12 protein-coding genes and 1 pseudogene are annotated in these 15,981 nt (G+C 42.9%); 6 read left to right on the top strand and 7 right to left on the bottom strand.

What is annotated here, in order from left to right:
- Window positions 1–122: 122 nt before the first annotated feature.
- Window positions 123–770 carry a flavin-containing monooxygenase gene (locus tag AAEY80_RS13550; RefSeq protein ID WP_350588473.1) on the top strand — a complete coding sequence of 216 codons (648 nt, stop codon included), beginning with the start codon at window positions 123–125 and terminating at the stop codon, window positions 768–770.
- 157 nt (window positions 771–927) lie between these two features.
- Here the strand turns inward: AAEY80_RS13550 and AAEY80_RS13545 are convergent, their stop codons facing one another.
- Window positions 928–1,530 carry a LysE/ArgO family amino acid transporter gene (locus AAEY80_RS13545; protein WP_025653132.1) on the bottom strand — a complete coding sequence of 201 codons (603 nt, stop codon included), beginning with the start codon at window positions 1,528–1,530 and terminating at the stop codon, window positions 928–930.
- A gap of 724 nt (window positions 1,531–2,254) precedes the next feature.
- On the opposite strand from AAEY80_RS13545, the gene AAEY80_RS13540 reads away from it, so the two are divergent.
- The 3 genes from AAEY80_RS13540 to AAEY80_RS13530 all read left to right on the top strand — a co-directional run bounded on the left by AAEY80_RS13540 (window position 2,255) and on the right by AAEY80_RS13530 (window position 4,631).
- The gene (locus tag AAEY80_RS13540) at window positions 2,255–2,986 is read left to right on the top strand and encodes a hypothetical protein (protein ID WP_101211550.1); all 732 of its coding nucleotides are present in this window, start codon (window positions 2,255–2,257) and stop codon (window positions 2,984–2,986) included.
- A gap of 272 nt (window positions 2,987–3,258) precedes the next feature.
- Window positions 3,259–3,957: a hypothetical protein gene (locus tag AAEY80_RS13535; RefSeq protein ID WP_350588471.1), complete on the top strand. Its 699-nt coding sequence runs from the start codon at window positions 3,259–3,261 to the stop codon at window positions 3,955–3,957.
- 44 nt (window positions 3,958–4,001) lie between these two features.
- Window positions 4,002–4,631, top strand: a complete 630-nt coding sequence (locus AAEY80_RS13530; RefSeq protein ID WP_201616798.1) for a hypothetical protein — start codon at window positions 4,002–4,004, stop codon at window positions 4,629–4,631.
- 121 nt (window positions 4,632–4,752) lie between these two features.
- On the opposite strand, the gene rluB is transcribed toward AAEY80_RS13530, so the two are convergent.
- Both rluB and AAEY80_RS13520 read right to left on the bottom strand, forming a co-directional pair.
- A complete protein-coding gene (gene rluB / locus AAEY80_RS13525; protein ID WP_101211553.1) occupies window positions 4,753–5,673 on the bottom strand; it encodes a 23S rRNA pseudouridine(2605) synthase RluB in 921 nt (306 codons plus the stop codon).
- Window positions 5,674–5,863: 190 nt separating this feature from the next.
- Window positions 5,864–6,615 (bottom strand): IS5 family transposase gene (locus tag AAEY80_RS13520; protein ID WP_156915659.1). Its coding sequence is split into 2 segments (ribosomal slippage): window positions 5,864–6,387 and window positions 6,387–6,615, totalling 753 coding nucleotides; the frame shifts between segments, so codons are not numbered across the junction.
- A gap of 633 nt (window positions 6,616–7,248) precedes the next feature.
- Between AAEY80_RS13520 and AAEY80_RS13515 the strand changes: the two genes are divergently transcribed.
- Window positions 7,249–8,874, top strand: coding sequence for a long-chain-fatty-acid--CoA ligase (locus tag AAEY80_RS13515; protein ID WP_350588468.1), 1,626 nt, complete (start codon window positions 7,249–7,251; stop codon window positions 8,872–8,874).
- A gap of 56 nt (window positions 8,875–8,930) precedes the next feature.
- Here AAEY80_RS13515 and AAEY80_RS13510 read toward each other — a convergent pair whose 3' ends face one another.
- Together AAEY80_RS13510 and AAEY80_RS13505 are read right to left on the bottom strand one after the other, a co-directional pair.
- A complete protein-coding gene (locus AAEY80_RS13510; RefSeq protein WP_350588466.1) occupies window positions 8,931–9,674 on the bottom strand; it encodes a siderophore-interacting protein in 744 nt (247 codons plus the stop codon).
- 105 nt (window positions 9,675–9,779) lie between these two features.
- A complete protein-coding gene (locus AAEY80_RS13505; RefSeq protein WP_350588464.1) occupies window positions 9,780–11,987 on the bottom strand; it encodes a TonB-dependent siderophore receptor in 2,208 nt (735 codons plus the stop codon).
- 379 nt (window positions 11,988–12,366) lie between these two features.
- Between AAEY80_RS13505 and AAEY80_RS13500 the strand changes: the two genes are divergently transcribed.
- On the top strand, window positions 12,367–13,884 hold the full coding sequence (locus AAEY80_RS13500; protein ID WP_201617611.1) for a PepSY-associated TM helix domain-containing protein: 1,518 nt from the start codon (window positions 12,367–12,369) through the stop codon (window positions 13,882–13,884).
- Between the two features lie 209 nt (window positions 13,885–14,093).
- On the opposite strand, the gene AAEY80_RS13495 is transcribed toward AAEY80_RS13500, so the two are convergent.
- Both AAEY80_RS13495 and AAEY80_RS15005 read right to left on the bottom strand, forming a co-directional pair.
- A complete protein-coding gene (locus AAEY80_RS13495; protein ID WP_201617613.1) occupies window positions 14,094–15,806 on the bottom strand; it encodes a multidrug ABC transporter permease/ATP-binding protein in 1,713 nt (570 codons plus the stop codon).
- A gap of 49 nt (window positions 15,807–15,855) precedes the next feature.
- Window positions 15,856–15,981 (bottom strand): annotated as a pseudogene (locus tag AAEY80_RS15005) (IS30 family transposase); the annotation flags it as partial.

Raw genomic sequence — 15,981 nt, 5'->3', positions numbered from 1 at the left:
GGCGTATTGATTGCATCGATACATTATTCTTTTATTTTCTTTGGCTCTGTGACTCTTTTTAATTTCGTTGACTATATCGCACGCAAGCACTCGGCTATGACTGGCCAGAGGGCATTAAAGAAGTGCCTTTAGTCACCCATTTTGAAGATGATGTGGCACACTTTGCTGATGGTACTAGTCAAAAATTCGACGCCATCATTATGTGCACAGGCTATTTGTTTCACTTCCCCTTTATGCCAGATGAGTTACGTTTGCAAACGCACAACTGCTTATATCCAGCCAATTTGTATAAAGGTATCTTTTGGCAGCCCAATCCAAAGCTTATTTATCTGGGTATGCAGGATCAGTATTTCACCTTTAATATGTTCGATGCGCAAGCGTGGTATGCCCGCGATGTGATGGTGGGTGATATCGAATTGCCTGATTTGGCGACTCGTGAAGCAGATGAGCAAGAGTGGTTGGCAACTTATGCAAAGTGTGCGACAGTCAGTGATTCGATCGACTTTCAAGCCGCTTATATTCGTGACTTAACCAATGCGACCGATTACCCAGAGTTTGCGGTAGAGAAGCAGGGCGAAATCTTAAAGGAATGGCAAAAAGACAAAGCCGACAATATCATGACCTTTAGAGAAAAGGCCTATCGTTCTACGTTGACAGGTACGTTATCGCCTGAGCTACCAGAGCCTTGGCTGGATGTCCTTGATGATTCCCTAGAGCACTTTTTGAATTTAACCTTTGTTAAACCTAAAAAGCGTAAAAAAGCTTCATAAATAACAAATGCGAACTAAAAAAGCCAAACACGTTTATACAATGTGTTTGGCTTTTTTGCTTTAAAGAATCAGTGTCACCTCTTAAGCTAAAAATCTGTATTTGTGTAGCTATTTTACGGCTTTGACATATTGGCTTTGACATATTGGTTTTAATATATTAGCTCTGGTATAAATGCCAAGCCAAATACAACATCAATAACCCTACTAAGGCATCGAGTATGTTCCAAGCTTTTGGCTTGGCAAATAGGGGTCTTAGTAAGCGTGCACTATAGCCTAGCGCGAAGAAGAAAAAGAACGAGGCGCTGACAGCACCAACGGCAAAGGCCAGTTTGCTACTTGCGCCTGTTGAAACCATGCCGACGAGTACCAAGGTATCTAGATAGACGTGTGGATTGAGCCAAGTAAAACCAAAACAGAGTAACAAGGCTTTTTTTAAGCTAGTAACAACTTGTCCATCGACAGTGAGCGCGTGTGATAAGCGCACACTGGCATACAGACTTTGGATGCCATAGCCTAGCAAAAATATGACGCCAGCAATTTTGGCAATATTGACGGCCTGCGGGTACTGAGCCGTGACTGCACCAAAGCCTGCGACGCCAGCAGAGATTAAAAACGCATCACTGACTGCGCAGAATAGACAGATAAAAAAGATGTGCTCGCGTTTGAGTCCTTGTTTAAGGACAAAGGCATTCTGTGAGCCAATAGCAATAATGAGTGAAAGCCCTAGCAAAAATCCAGAGGTGTAGTCGGTCGCATTCATAGTTATTTACTTGGGGTCTGTTAAATATTCAAATATTAGGACTGCTGATCGCTAAAATGGTTCCAAACCTTTTATCAAATCAGGCGTATACCGACGTTAATGTCTAGACCTTAGCGAGGTTTACAACGACGTTTGGGGCGATTTTAGCATCAGCCTTTCAGGGCAGGACTATTTTTTACCAATATACTGTGAAATTTTCTAACTTAGAATGACTAAGTGTCCAAAATTTCCCTGCATATTGTCTAGGGCGTGTCCTCAATTCAACCGATAGCAATCTAAATGGGCTAAAAATGGTTAAATCTTGCCAAACATCGTCAAATAGCTGATTAATATCCCGATATTATTTGCGCTATTTTCCTCATTTGACGGCAATTCACCTCATTTTTATCACCATTTTTAAAATGAGGACACGCCCTAAAAAATAGCCACTGCCAGTGCCACATTTGAATGTACAACAGAGCCTAATATTAAAGACCAAAACGTTGACGTTTGCTTACTGGCAGCAGGCTAAAAAACTGTTAAGATAAGTCATCGAGTTATTGAATGCAATAGCATCAACTCACAATAGCAGTAGTAAAATTAAAAAACTGAGTATAGAGCGATAAGTACTACTGAGAGTGCGGCTGATATTTTATTGTTTGTATAGACGTCGCTGTATGGTAGGTAGGCGTGAGTAATGAATGGGTGAGGGGCAGAGTAAAACATGGTCGTAAGTTTGACAAGAATGTTACAGTCATTTGGGCAAGCTCAAGATGACCTGCCAGCCATAGCTGCCAAAAATGCTCAGGCAACGGCTATCAGTCAAGATATAGAGGTGACTGATAACAATGATAAAAACAATCAAGCGGTCAGTCAGCGTTCTGTACTGACGCCTCCTGAGCGTGCTGATCGTATTTGTGAAGCGTTATCGCAAGTCAATGACATTCGCTCGCCCACGCCACTGACCGACCGCTATTTGTCCAATCGCGCTGCGATGCGACCGACCAATAGACCACCTTTTGACCCCGATACCTTGTGGTATCTCAAACATGGACGCTGTCCGATTATGACTGAGCTTGTTGATGTGGTCGATGAAGCCACCCTAAATGCCATGCCTATTGAGGCCGTTGCGATACTAGACCGTATTAACGGCAAGCTCAAGCGCTACCGTGAGTGGAGCAGTGAGCTGAACGAGCAGCAACAGCAGCAACATAACGAGCGTCAGTTTGTCATTGATAAACTCATATCCGAGAGCATTCCAGAAGCGCTACACCATTATGAACAGCTACAGCGCTTTAGCCCGCATCGTACCAAAAATACCATGGTGCAAGGAAAGATGACCGCAGGTGATATGTTGACCGATTTGTTTTTAGAGATTGATTATGAGCTTGATGAATTGCTAGACGAGCTACACCAAACGGTGATGAACAAACTTGCTTCTACCCATCGTTATGTCAAAAGTCGTACGCAAAGCTGAATGGTAGTATTTGCACTCGTTCTCCTTGTTATAGTTAGTCCCAAATAAAATGAGTACAAGTATTATAACGCGCTACTGGTATAAATTTTCCTTGCTTGCTGTGACTGCGCAGACAGAGGCTACGAAAAATTCATCCCAGTAGCACGGTATTCATTTTATAATAAATCGACTATATTCAAGTTTTTAGGACTGCTATAAACATCATTAAAAATAATAATAAACTTGCTAGATCATTCTGCTAAATCATTTTATTCAACCATTAGGACACTCCAATGACCCAAGTAACTGCGATGCTCGTGATGTTTGTTTTATATGGGGTGTTACCAGTAGCAGGGTTATATCTGGGATATCGTGGTATCAAAAAAGTGACCGCACCTAAAATGCTGGAATACAAAGCAATGCCGCAGCTAGGTTACATCCCCGAAAAAAGCTTGCCCGTTGAGGTTAAAACAGCCCTTGAGCAAATCAATGAAAAAGGGGAGAAGCTACGGGTCATTTATGGCGATACCAACAATGATGGCAAGATAGACGATAAAGATACGGTCAATGAAACCTATATCATGATTCAAAATTTGATGGACAGGCACCTACCACAAGCAGTGGCTGACTATCGACGCTTGCATGATTTAGATATGGGGGACGGCGCGCTTGCTGATAGTACTAAGATTAAGCACTCTAACGTCACTGGAAAAGAAGCGTTACTAGACGTGTTGCGCACCATCAATACGCAATTTGACGATTTATTAAATGCCTCCTACCATCAAGACGGCCAAAAGCTACTGGCGACCAATCGATATTTACAACAACGTTTTAATAATCCTGCTATTACTACCGATATTCAAAAGCTCAATAACGATGTTAATAGGGTTAATAGTGTCAGTGATGCTGATACTAAGGTAAAAAGCCAAGCAATTGAAAGTCCAACTGGCGCCAATGACGGACAGGTGAGTGCTGAGGATATCAAACTGTAAATAAAGGCAAAGTCGTATGGTTAAAAGATGAAGGGTAAGCGTATATGAGCATCTTGATAGGCATTGGCATTGTGACGACGGTGACCACCTTCTATTTAGGTAGGAAAGGCTGGCAAGCGTTGCATAAAGCCGTCGGTATCACCCCAGGGGTGCCCACTTATCAAGATTATGATGCACCGTTATCACTATCTACATTATCACTATCTACATTATCACTATCTACATTGTCACCATCTACGTTGTTATCTACCATACATTGGCAACAGCTAACATTGAATACAGAACATCTGAAAGTTTTATCCGAGCCACAGTTGCGTCAATTAAAAGGTATCGACGAAAAGGTAAACAGCTATCATAATTACCAAAAAGAGCAGCAAGCGCAACATAAAACGCCTGAATTCACAGAGTCGCAGTTTGTGCTGCACAAACTCTTGCATACTCGCTTGCCTGAGATGCTAACCAGTTATTATTATCTAACGAAGGCCGATATAAGCACTAACAATATAAGCACTAACAATGTGAGTAATGGCAAAAAAGCGGAAGCCAATGAGTTATTACAGCAGGTATTCAACAATATTGAGAGTCGCCTAGATATATTATTAGCGCAGGAGGAGACGCAGCATTTACAAGACTTACGAGTGATGACACGTTATATGGATAGTCATCGTAGCTAAATCCTGAGTTGGTAAAGTGCTTATAAAAACGCATAAAAAAGCTGCCCATAATGAATATTCATGATGGGCAGCTTTTTTATGGTTTACGCTAAATCTAGCAACGACTTAACATAAATTTCGATTAACGCTTATCGTTGCGATCACGGGTATTGCGCGAACCGCGACTGGCAGGGCTACCGCTACTTTTTGGTTTCGCACTGCCACTACTATTACGACTATCGGTGCGACGCGCTTTAAGTGGCTTATTCTTGATACGTTCTTGCTTTTCTTTCGCGGCGCCATGCAGACCAGTACCGTGGCGTGGGCGTAAGCTGACTAAGTCTGTTAGAGTATTGATGTCTTTTTTATCCAGCTCTAAAAAGCGACCTGTGCGTAGCTCTTTTGGTAACATAATCGTGCCGTAGCGCGTACGCAATAGACGGCTGACTTTGAGACCTTGTGACTCAAATAGGCGACGTACTTCACGATTACGGCCTTCTTTTAGTTTGACGTGATACCACTTGTTGACGCCTTCACCGCCACCTTCTTTGATGTCTTCAAACTGTGCCATGCCATCTTCTAACATAACGCCAGAAGTCAGCGCACGGGCGATATCAGGGGTAACTTCGCCCAATACACGTACCGCATATTCGCGTGTTACTTCGCTAGATGGGTGCATCAAACGGTGCGCCATCTCGCCATCATTGGTAAACAACAATAGGCCAGTTGAGTTAATGTCCAAGCGTCCGACCATGACCCAGCGATCATGAGTTAGCTTTGGCAGACGTTCAAAAACCGTTGGACGACCTTCTGGATCGTTGGCAGAGCAGACTTCGCCTTCAGGCTTATAATATGCCAATACGCGACGACGCTTCTCATTTTCAGCCGTATATTTAATTTGACGACCATCAACACGGATCTCATCGCCTGGTTCGACGCGATCACCAATGGTTGCTGGGCCATTATTGACCGTGACGCGCCCAGACTTAATGACTTCTTCCATCTGACGACGTGAACCAAGTCCCATACGGGCGAGGGCTTTCTGTAATTTTTCATCTTTCATAATCAATTCCTTGAGTCGGTGGGTTTACATTTCTCAATGTATAAATTTGAAGGGCATATTCTACGCTATTTGTGTTATATATGCAGCACTTGATTGTCATTAAAAAATTGCTTTAGTTATTAAAACAAAATATATTCAAATATTTGAATATATTTTAGAAAATTAGGTAACAACTGTCTAGGGCGTGTCCCTAATTCAGTTTGCAATGAATCATAGTACAAGCTAGATACAGCATAGACTTATAATTACGAGCCAATTTCTCGTATCTAGTCGCAATACTACGGAAGTGCTTTAGCCTTGCAAACGTGTTTTCAACTAAGTGTCGTAGTTTATATAAATAGTGATCAAACGCTACATCTGGTTGTTTAGCATTTTTTCTTTTAGGGATGACAGGGCTTATGTTATCTTGCTTTAGCCTAGTTCTAATGGTTTCAGAATCATAAGCTTTATCAGCAATAAAGTAGGTCGCATCCGTTAGCATCTCTATAATATCATCTACCGCTTGGCTGTCGTGGACGTCACCCCCAGTGATTTTAAAATTAATCGGGTTTCCATGCGAATCGACGGCGAGATGAATCTTGGTAGTGGTTCCACCTCGTGACTTTCCAGTAGCTCGAAGCTCTCCTCGTCTTGCGCCGCTTGAATGCTGATGACAGCGGATATAGCTTCCGTCTGCGAATACCCATTCTTCATCAATACTTGCTCGTAGGTCAAAAAAAATTGTTCCCACAACCCCTTTTTTGACAACCTATTAAAACGGTTGTAGGCCGTTTTCCATGGACATAGCTCACTCGGTATATCACGCCATGGCGCGCCTGTACGAAGTTTCCACAATATGGCTTCCATGACTTGTTTGTCGTTTTTCCAAGTATGACAGCCATGAGCCTTCATGGTACTTTGGAGTTGTTCCCATGTATTATCGGTGAGCACTGTTCTTGCCATAATTTAGAGAGCCCTGTTTGAAATAGTCTCTTTATTTTAAAGCCTTTATACTTACTTTTACAGATTAGGGACACGCCCTAATACCTATCATATTTATTGATAATAATATATTAATTAATAATATACATTGATTAGATATACTTAATCAAATTGTATTTCTAAATACGCATATTTGCAAGTCTATAATGTAATCTTTCAATAAATTTTATGGTTAGATGAATTTATTACTATAGTCAGGTCAATATAAAAACGATACAGCGTGACGGGTATCAATTTTTTGTAGCCTCTGTCTGCGCTGGCACAGCAAGTAAGAAAAATTGATATCAGTCATGCATCATAATGTCATACACCCATTTTATTTATTATTGGCTATATAAGGCAGAAGGAAGAGGGAAATAGAAGGTGTTTGTATTCGATCAGTGCTCACTTAGTAAGCACTATTAAGAAGGTCGATAACTGATTGATTAAGAACGTTTACAACGGCTACTTTAGTGAGAAAATAGCAAATATTTAATTATTGCTATTAAGTAAAATTAAAATCTTCTTAACCGTCTAGAGTCACGTATACTAATGAGGCTCCATATATAAAATATGCCCACGGACGAGCACTAGAATCACTATAAGGATATTCAGATGTTAGGAAAAATGATGTATCAGCCGCTGCTGATTAGCAGCCTCATTGAGCACGCCGCCCAATATCATGGTGATACCGCTATCTTGTCAAAAGAGGTTAATGGCGAGATGACCAAGAGTGATTGGCTGACTGTCTCCAACAACTCAAAACGCTTGGCAAATGCACTACAAGCACTGGGGCTGAAGCCATCAGAGCGCATCGCAACCTTGGCATGGAACAATCGCCGTCACCTAGAAGCGTGGTACGCAATATCGGGTAGCGGTATGATTTGCCATACTATCAATCCCCGTTTATTCCCCGAACAGCTTGCCTATATCATTAACGATGCGGATGATCAGGCTTTGTTCTTCGACATTACTTTTTTGCCGCTGATTAGCGCCATTAAAGAGCATATCAAAGGCATTAAGCATTTTATTTACTTGGGCGATAGGGACGAAAAAGTCTTAGAGCAGTTGCCGAATGCTCTGTTCTTTGATGAATTGTTGGCAGATAATAGCCCTGATTTTGACTGGCCGCAGTTTGATGAAAAGCTGGCAAGCTCACTCTGTTATACCTCAGGGACGACAGGCAATCCCAAAGGCATCTTGTACTCTCATCGCTCCTCAGTCCTGCATGCGATGGCTTTGTGTATGCCGGATGTGTCCTCGTTATCTGCCCAAGATGTCTTGCTACCAGTCGTGCCGATGTTCCATGTCAACGCGTGGGGCACACCTTATGCCGCTGCTCTGACGGGCTGCTCTTTGATACTGCCTGGCCCCAATCTTGATGGAGACAGCTTGGTGTCTGTCATTGATGACTATAAAGTGACGGTGGCTTTGGGCGTGCCAACTATTTGGCAAAGTCTGCTAACCGCTGCCAAAAACAAAGGCAGTAAGCTGGACAGTATGACGCGTACAATCGTCGGCGGTGCAGCATGTCCGCCATCAGTCATCAAAACGTTTAGAGAAGATTTTAACTGCGATGCAATACATGGATGGGGCATGACGGAGACCAGTCCGCTCGGTACGATGAACCAGATAAAAGCCAAGCACAAATCACTCAGTAAAGAAGAGATTAATGAGCTGCGTAAATCACAAGGTCGCCCTCCTTATGGTGTCAAGATACGTCTGATGGATACGGAACAAAAAGACCAGCCAGTCGCCGAAGATGGCGAGTCACAAGGGCGCTTACAGATTCGCGGTCATTGGATCATTGATGATTATTTCACTGAAAATAAAGATGCCATCACTACCGATGGCTGGTTTGATACCGGTGATATCGCTACGATTGATGGCGATGGTTATATGAATATCCGTGACCGCTCAAAAGATTTGATCAAATCAGGAGGCGAGTGGATATCTTCTGTGGAACTAGAAAACATCGCTGTGGAGCATCCAGAGGTTAAGATGGCCGCAGCGATTGCAGCGACCCATAAGCAATGGGGCGAGCGTCCAGTGTTGATTGTCGTCAAAGAAGCGGACTCGGCAGTCGATGAAGCGCAGATTCTTGAGTTCTACAAGGGTAAAGTGGCCAGTTGGCAAATACCTGACAAAGTCGTCTTTGTGGATAATATCGTGCTCAACGGCGCAGGGAAAATGATGAAAAATAACTTACGTGATGAGCATGGTGATGTCTTGCTTGCTTAATCATATTTTTTATGAAAAAGTCCGCAAATAAGCGGACTTTTTTTATTTAACGTGCTTTATTCTAGACTTTCGGCATCATTGCGTTTCACAATTTTATGCTGATCTTCTGTGCTATCGACTTTCCAATAGCTGGATATGTATAAATGCGTTTTTGGTATTGGACGCTCTACTTTAAAGTATTGACGTAGGGCGCGCATACTATGGAATTCACATGCCGCCCAGACCGCAGGTTGCCCTGCTAGCCAAGTAAGCGTTTTAGTATGTTCAAGTAATGGGCTGCTTTCTGCATTTGGATGTGCGTTTATTACCCAATGAATGTCAACGTTGTCTGGTTTTTTAAGTAGTTGCTTATCTGCTTCAGTGCTCACCTCAAGGACTGCATAGCCGCGTGCGTCCGCAGGTAGTTGGGCAAGATTGACGGTAATCGCCGGCAGCGCTGTCATGTCACCGATCAATAAAAACCACTCTGCCTCATTATTAATCAGCTTCTTTGGTCCAGGGCCGCCTACCCATATTTGCTCACCCACTTGGGCGTTACGTGCCCATGTTGAAGCAGGGCCTTCTGTCTCATGCAGCGCAAAATCGACATCTATCTCATTATCACGCTGGGCGCTGACAGTATAGGTGCGCATCAATGGTCGAGTGTCATCGCCTTGAGAAAACATCAGCTTGATATAAGCACTTTCTTGATCTGCTGGAAAATCAGTCAGTTCAGCACCGCCAAGTGTGACGCGGCACATATGTGGCGTGATGTATTTGGTCTGAATGACTTCAAGCAATCTTGGATTGGGTTTTGCCATTTTAATACTTCCTTTCATTCCATTGTTTAATACCGTAATGCATCATCTGAGAGAATTTCAATCTACAAAACTGACGTTCTCTGGTAATGGCAAGTTCTATATTACCTAAAAATTGGCTTTTAAGCTGACTGACATTTGCCGTTCAGGTCCCATCCAGCAGTTATTAATATCATAACAAGCGCCGACGTAGGTCTTATCAAACAGATTGTTGATACTCGCGCCGACATTCAGCATTGGATTGATTTGATAATTGCTGCCGATATCTACCAAAGTCACGCTTGGCAGCGCATCTGAGTTTTGTTTGTCAAGTTGCATACCGCCTTCATAGCGCACGCCAGCATTGAGTGTCAGTTTGTCTGTGGCGTAGTAGTCTGTCCAAAGTGTGGCTTTATGCTTTGCCGTTTGTGCTGGGGTGTTGCCGATCACATCAGGGTTGAATTCATCCTCTCTAATCTCAGCATCGGTATAGCTGTAGCTTGCATTGATATCTACCCAGTCATTGAGCATGTGGCTGCCTGAAACTTCAAACCCTTTGGACGTAATTTCACCCGTTTGTGTTTGACTTCTATAGTTGATTTCGTCAGCCACCACTACATTTTTTTGGGTGATATCAAATACTGCTAATGTCCCTTGTGTGGCGCGATCGGCGGAGAGATATTTGACACCAGCTTCTAGTTGATCGGCGGTGGTGGGTCTGAAGGCTTCATTGGTAATGAAATTACTGCCAACGACTGGCTGAAAAGACTGAGAATAGCTGGCATAAGGCGATAGTCCATTATCAAAGTCATAGATAGCTGCGAGACGACCACTGGTTTTCGAGGCATCATTGTCAATAGTTTGATCACTATAGATGGCACCTTCAGAAGCCTTTGTCTGCTTAGTGATACTATCAAAATTATCGTGACGTAAGCCGGCTACTATCGTCAAATCTTGCCATTTCATCTCATCCTGTACATAAAACCCAAGCTGGCTTTGTTCGATGTCTTCATCTTGACGATAAGCGTCTAAAGGCAACATATCGGCATTGATTTTCGAAAAATCTGGGTTAGACAAATCAAGGTTTGGCGTGCCGTCCGCGCCAGCATCATAATAGGTGGCGGTGCTGTCTGTTTCTTGATACTCAATACCAAATAACAGGTTATGGGAGGTATTGGTAGTATCCAGCTGATAAGCAAGCTGATTGTCAGTGGTCCAGTTGTTCATACTTTCATCAGTGGTGTAGGCCACACGGTTTAGTATTTTGTCACTGCCGCTTACAAACCCGCTGTTGTACATATTACGCTGCTGCGCGTCGGCATCGGTATAGCGCAGAATGTGCTTGAACGTCAACTTATCATTGATGTCCCAGTTCACTGTGACATTGGGCATGAATACTTCTTTGCTAAAGCGATTCCATTTGTCACCCGCATAAGCATCACTGCTCAGTTTTCCATAGCTGGCATTATAGACAGTGCCAACGGCAGGTAGCGGAGTGGAGGGCACCATCTCTGGATCATCTTGATAAAACAGATTGGCAAGGACGGACACATCCTCTGTAGGTTGCCAGTCCAATGACGGATTGATCAGCGTGCGTTCTTCTTCTGTGGTCTGCATCTGCCCATCTTTTTTGCGTTTTAATGCCACTAGACGATAATTTAGCGTGTCTGAGATAGGTCCTGTGGTATCGACAGCCACTTCTTTTAAGTCTTGATTGCCGAGTCGCAGCTGCACTTCAGACGCTTGGGTGCTTTTGGGGGTTTTAGCGACTTGATTGACCATGCCACCTGGGGATGCATAACCATAAAGCGAGGATGCTGGTCCTTTTACCATTTCGACTGCTTCTGTTGCGTAAATATCGACTTGTGGCATCAGGTTCCAAGCACCATCGTAGGGCAGTCTTAAGCCATCATAAAAATTGGAGTAAGTTTTAAAACCGCGAATGTTGTATTCGTCAAAGATCGATACGGTACCGCGACTTTCAGCACTCACCCCTGGCTCATAACGTAATGCAGCATTGACACTGTCTGCTTGGCGTTTTTGCAGTAATGCTTGATCGATTCTTGTATAGCTCATGGGCGCATCATTGGGATCTAATGCAGTTTTTGTACCTGTACTGCGATAGCTGTCGGCATAGACAGTAATGCTATCTAAGATGGCTGATGGTGTCGCAGTCTCATCAACATCATTATCAACGTCGTTCTCTACACTATTTTCGATGTTATTCGGTATCGTCTCAGCGTAAGCGGCGTGACTCAGACCCATTGCCAATCCCAGTTGCACGGCGAGTGTTAAACGTTTTTGACGAATGGATGTAGACGTTGAGATAAAACGCATCATAGCTCCTATAAATTATTATGAAATACTAAAAATTAAAAAAGGAATAATAACATTAATGATTATCATTATCATAAAAAATTTACAAATAAAGAGTTTTTGGAGATATTGTATGCAATAGAGCGATGCATACATCGTCAAAATGTATTGTATGTATGCTCTAAATTGGTGTGAGTCAAACAGATTTATATAGACTAAAAATATCTAATATGATGATAATTTCTTACTATAAACGATGGTGTTTAAATCGGTTTCCTCGTATGATACAGCCGTCTATTTGAAATCAACTTTGAGATCAATAAGTGGACAGGATTTATTAAAATTCTTGATAGATTTAGGTTATTCATTGAGCAACCAGAGATTGTTAAAGGTCATATTTATGAACAGAGGTACCCATCAACCAACTAACAATCAACGCTATTTTACGGTATGGCGCTGGCATTTTTATGCAGGCATGTTTGTCGCTCCTTTTTTAGTTATTTTGGCGTGTACAGGGCTTGGGATGATACTCATGTCTAACACCTCAGGGCGAGACAATGACCGTGTGACTGTGCCTACCCCAGAGTCGATGGTGCAAGCACCTGTCGCTACCCAAGCCCCTATCTCCACTCAAGCTAAGAACGCGCTCAACACGCTGCCCGATAGCACATTGGTAAAATACATTGCTCCTCGTGAGAACAATACGGTGGCCTTGTTTCAGGTGGTGTCAGAAGGGCATGACAATATGGTGTCGGTGAATCCTTACACGGCCGATATTGTTGACAGCATACCTACTAATAGTAGTTTGTATAACACTTTTGATGCTATTCATAGTGATTTGCTATTGGGTAAAGTCGGTGACTATATCCAAGAAACCACGGCCTCCTTGACTATTTTAATGATTTTAACGGGATGGTATCTGTGGTGGAAAAAACGTAAATCTTTCAAAGCCATGTTGGTTCCTGATGACAATACCACGATGAAGAAAAAACGCCCATTTTTTCGAACCATCCATGCGACGCTAGGCAGTTGGATATCTATTGTGTTGTTATTTTTCTGCATTTCAGGCATGGCGTGGGCTGGTATTTGGGGCGAGCGAGTCGTGCAGGCATGGAGCCAATTTCCCGCAGGTAAGTGGGGCGTTGCGCCCATACCGCTTTCAATTGACCCCAGCCATAAACACCATGCTGGTATGGATATGACTAACGCCGCGCCGCACGTTCATGGTGCATCACCAGCCGTGGCTCCCACACATGGTGATGTATTAAACACGGGCAGTACCAAAGATGTACCTTGGGTGCTTGAGTTGACACCGATGCCCGTATCAGGGACGACCATGGGTAAGAATGGTATCGCGCCAAATATACCTATTATGATTGATACGGTGGATCGCTTTGTCCGTGAAATTGGTTTTGAAGGACGTTATCAGATGAATCTACCTCAAGGCTCGACTGGGGTATGGACGATTAGCCAAGATTCCATGAGCTACGATATGAAGAGCCCAACCGCGGATCGTACCGTACATATCGATCGTTATTCGGGTAAGGTTTTAGCAGACATTCGCTTTAATGATTACAATCCCTTTGGCAAATTCATGGCAGCAGGTGCCGCTATTCATATGGGTACGCTGGGATTATGGAGCGTGCTTGCCAACGTTTTATTTTGCCTATCGGTCATTGCTATTTCTGTGAGCGGTTATGTTATGTGGTGGCAACGCCGTCCACGTCATTCCAGTGAAAAAGTGGGGCTAAACCCACCAGCACGCGGTCAAAGTTTTTCTATCTGGTGGCCGTTTGCAATTCCCTTACTGCTTGTGTCTATCATTTTTCCAACCGCAATTATTGCTATTATCGTCATCGGATTATTGGACTTTTTGGTGATATCGCGTGTTGGATTTCTACAGAAACTATTAAAATAAACAATCGACTCTTGCTTGTGATGAAAAAATGGGTGTCTTCTAGAAGACACCCATTTTTTAGCCTTATTGCTCTATTCTTAAATATTTATGCTTCAGACCATATGTATACCATTTCCAAAAATTTGGGTAGCAAGGAAGAGGAGTGCAAGTACTATTTTTTATAGAATAAGCGAGATTGACGTCGCTAATCATGCTTTTTGGGATTGGTATTACTTCAACATAGAGATGGCATCGGTACTGGCGCGTTGACGTTCTTCAGCATTCAGCTCGATCAATTTCCCCTCTTTCATCAGCAGCAATCGATCCGCATGCTCAAAGTAGCTGTCATCATGACTGATAATAAAAAGGGTTTTACCCAGCGCTTTTAGCTCAGGAATCAATGATTGATAGAATACGCGACGAAAAGCAGGGTCTTGGTCAGCAGCCCATTCGTCAAGTAACAGTATGTCCTTATGTTCAGCAACAGAGATTAACATAGCCAATCGTTTACGTTGTCCTTGCGATAATTTGTCCGTAGATAAGCGATGATCCGTCACACTGACTTTATCTTGCAAATTTAATTTATGCAGCCAAGTGGTTACTAGCGTCATATCAGGAGCGCTGCCATGACTGCCAATCAATTGTTTAAAAAGATGCTGATCGCTAAAAATGGCAGAAAAAAGCTGTCGATAATCGGTATTATTTTTGGAGTCAATAAGCTGATTGTCTATATGTACAGAGCCAGTGGTAGGGGTAAAAATGCCTGTAATAATCTTTGCAAGGGTGGATTTACCGCTACCATTCGCACCAATCAAAAAGACCACATCGCCACGTCTTAAAGTGAGATTGACGTCTTGTAATATATCATTTGAGTGAGCGGTTTTTTCTGTTACTAAGGCAGACGTATCAGCATCACTGTTGTCGTAACGGTAGTGAATATCGGTCAAAGAAATAGAGTGCCAGTCTGTTGCGGCGGTGTCAGTGGCAAACGCTGAATGATAATCCGCTAGCTCCAATGATTGTATTTTGTCCAAGGCAACTTGCGCTGTTTGCATGGTTGGATAAGCACCAACCGCATGGAGCAGAGGTGACTGCATAAATAGAATGGTTAAAGAAAAAGTGGTCGCTACGCCCATGGGTATATCAAGATAGTTGGATACGGCAAACACCACACCAATCGCTGCAAACATCATGATGTTCGACCAGTTCACTGCCGATAAATGATACGTATCCGCTTTAATAATTCGCTCTTGATAAGACTGGGCATGATTTAAAAAATCATGTTTGTAGAGTTTTTCGGCGCGGTGATGGTTCAACGCGAGCTCTTTACGGCCCTCTATTATCGATTGATAATCTGCATATAACTCATCATTGATCTCTCTGATGGCGGTGAGATGGTGATAGACATGTTTGACCAGAATAGTACTTATCCAGATGGTCATCACAATCCAAACCATGATAATCAGCAATAGCGGCAATGACAGCCAGCCCAAATAAAGAGCGACACCAGTAGACAAAATTACCCCTTGCACCAATTCTGGCATGCGCACAAAGGCAACGGTAATTGATTGGATGTCTGAGGACAGGCTAGCGAGTAATCGCGCGCTACCCAAATGGTCTATTTGTGGGACGTTGGTATCGATGATTTGTTTGACCAGCTTGGTTCTGAGCTCATAGACAAACTTGTGACCCAAACGGGTTAAGGCATATTGTGATAAAAAAGTAGTGACCAACAGCAGTACAACTAAGGCTGAAAATTGACCCAAACTTGCCCACGATAAGGTATTAAAAACAGGCTGACTAATAAAGGTGTGATTGATAAAAGCGATGATGCCCACACTGACAGCCGCATTAACCAAATTAAGAAAAATAACTTTAAGAAAGGGCAGACGATAGTGTGCCCAAATCATGTGGTATAAAGAAACGGTGGTGCGAGAGGACATAGTGGCTCAATAATAGAATATTTTTTTGCGTATTTTTGATAGCTTGGATTCAACATTGAAGTGCAACGCACCCGAAGCTAGATTTTACCTCAAGAGGTGTTCTAAACCCTAGCACCTTTCTAGGTCGATTATTTAAACTGTCTTCAATCGACTGAACTAAGTGCATGCATAGGTT

This window comes from Psychrobacter sp. 78a-MNA-CIBAN-0178 (genome assembly GCF_040309625.1).
GTDB lineage: Bacteria > Pseudomonadota > Gammaproteobacteria > Pseudomonadales > Moraxellaceae > Psychrobacter > Psychrobacter okhotskensis.
This window is presented reverse-complemented; position numbering and strand designations above follow the sequence as displayed.

Bases quoted from the DNA above. Each gene is read 5' to 3' on its own strand.
- AAEY80_RS13545 (WP_025653132.1), bottom strand. From the start codon at position 1,530: ATGAATGCGACCGACTACACCTCTGGATTTTTGCTAGGGCTTTCACTC.
- AAEY80_RS13540 (WP_101211550.1), top strand. From the start codon at position 2,255: ATGTTACAGTCATTTGGGCAAGCTCAAGATGACCTGCCAGCCATAGCT.
- AAEY80_RS13535 (WP_350588471.1), top strand. From the start codon at position 3,259: ATGACCCAAGTAACTGCGATGCTCGTGATGTTTGTTTTATATGGGGTG.
- AAEY80_RS13530 (WP_201616798.1), top strand. From the start codon at position 4,002: ATGAGCATCTTGATAGGCATTGGCATTGTGACGACGGTGACCACCTTC.
- rluB (WP_101211553.1), bottom strand. From the start codon at position 5,673: ATGAAAGATGAAAAATTACAGAAAGCCCTCGCCCGTATGGGACTTGGT.
- AAEY80_RS13515 (WP_350588468.1), top strand. From the start codon at position 7,249: ATGTTAGGAAAAATGATGTATCAGCCGCTGCTGATTAGCAGCCTCATT.
- AAEY80_RS13510 (WP_350588466.1), bottom strand. From the start codon at position 9,674: ATGGCAAAACCCAATCCAAGATTGCTTGAAGTCATTCAGACCAAATAC.
- AAEY80_RS13505 (WP_350588464.1), bottom strand. From the start codon at position 11,987: ATGCGTTTTATCTCAACGTCTACATCCATTCGTCAAAAACGTTTAACA.
- AAEY80_RS13500 (WP_201617611.1), top strand. From the start codon at position 12,367: ATGAACAGAGGTACCCATCAACCAACTAACAATCAACGCTATTTTACG.
- AAEY80_RS13495 (WP_201617613.1), bottom strand. From the start codon at position 15,806: ATGTCCTCTCGCACCACCGTTTCTTTATACCACATGATTTGGGCACAC.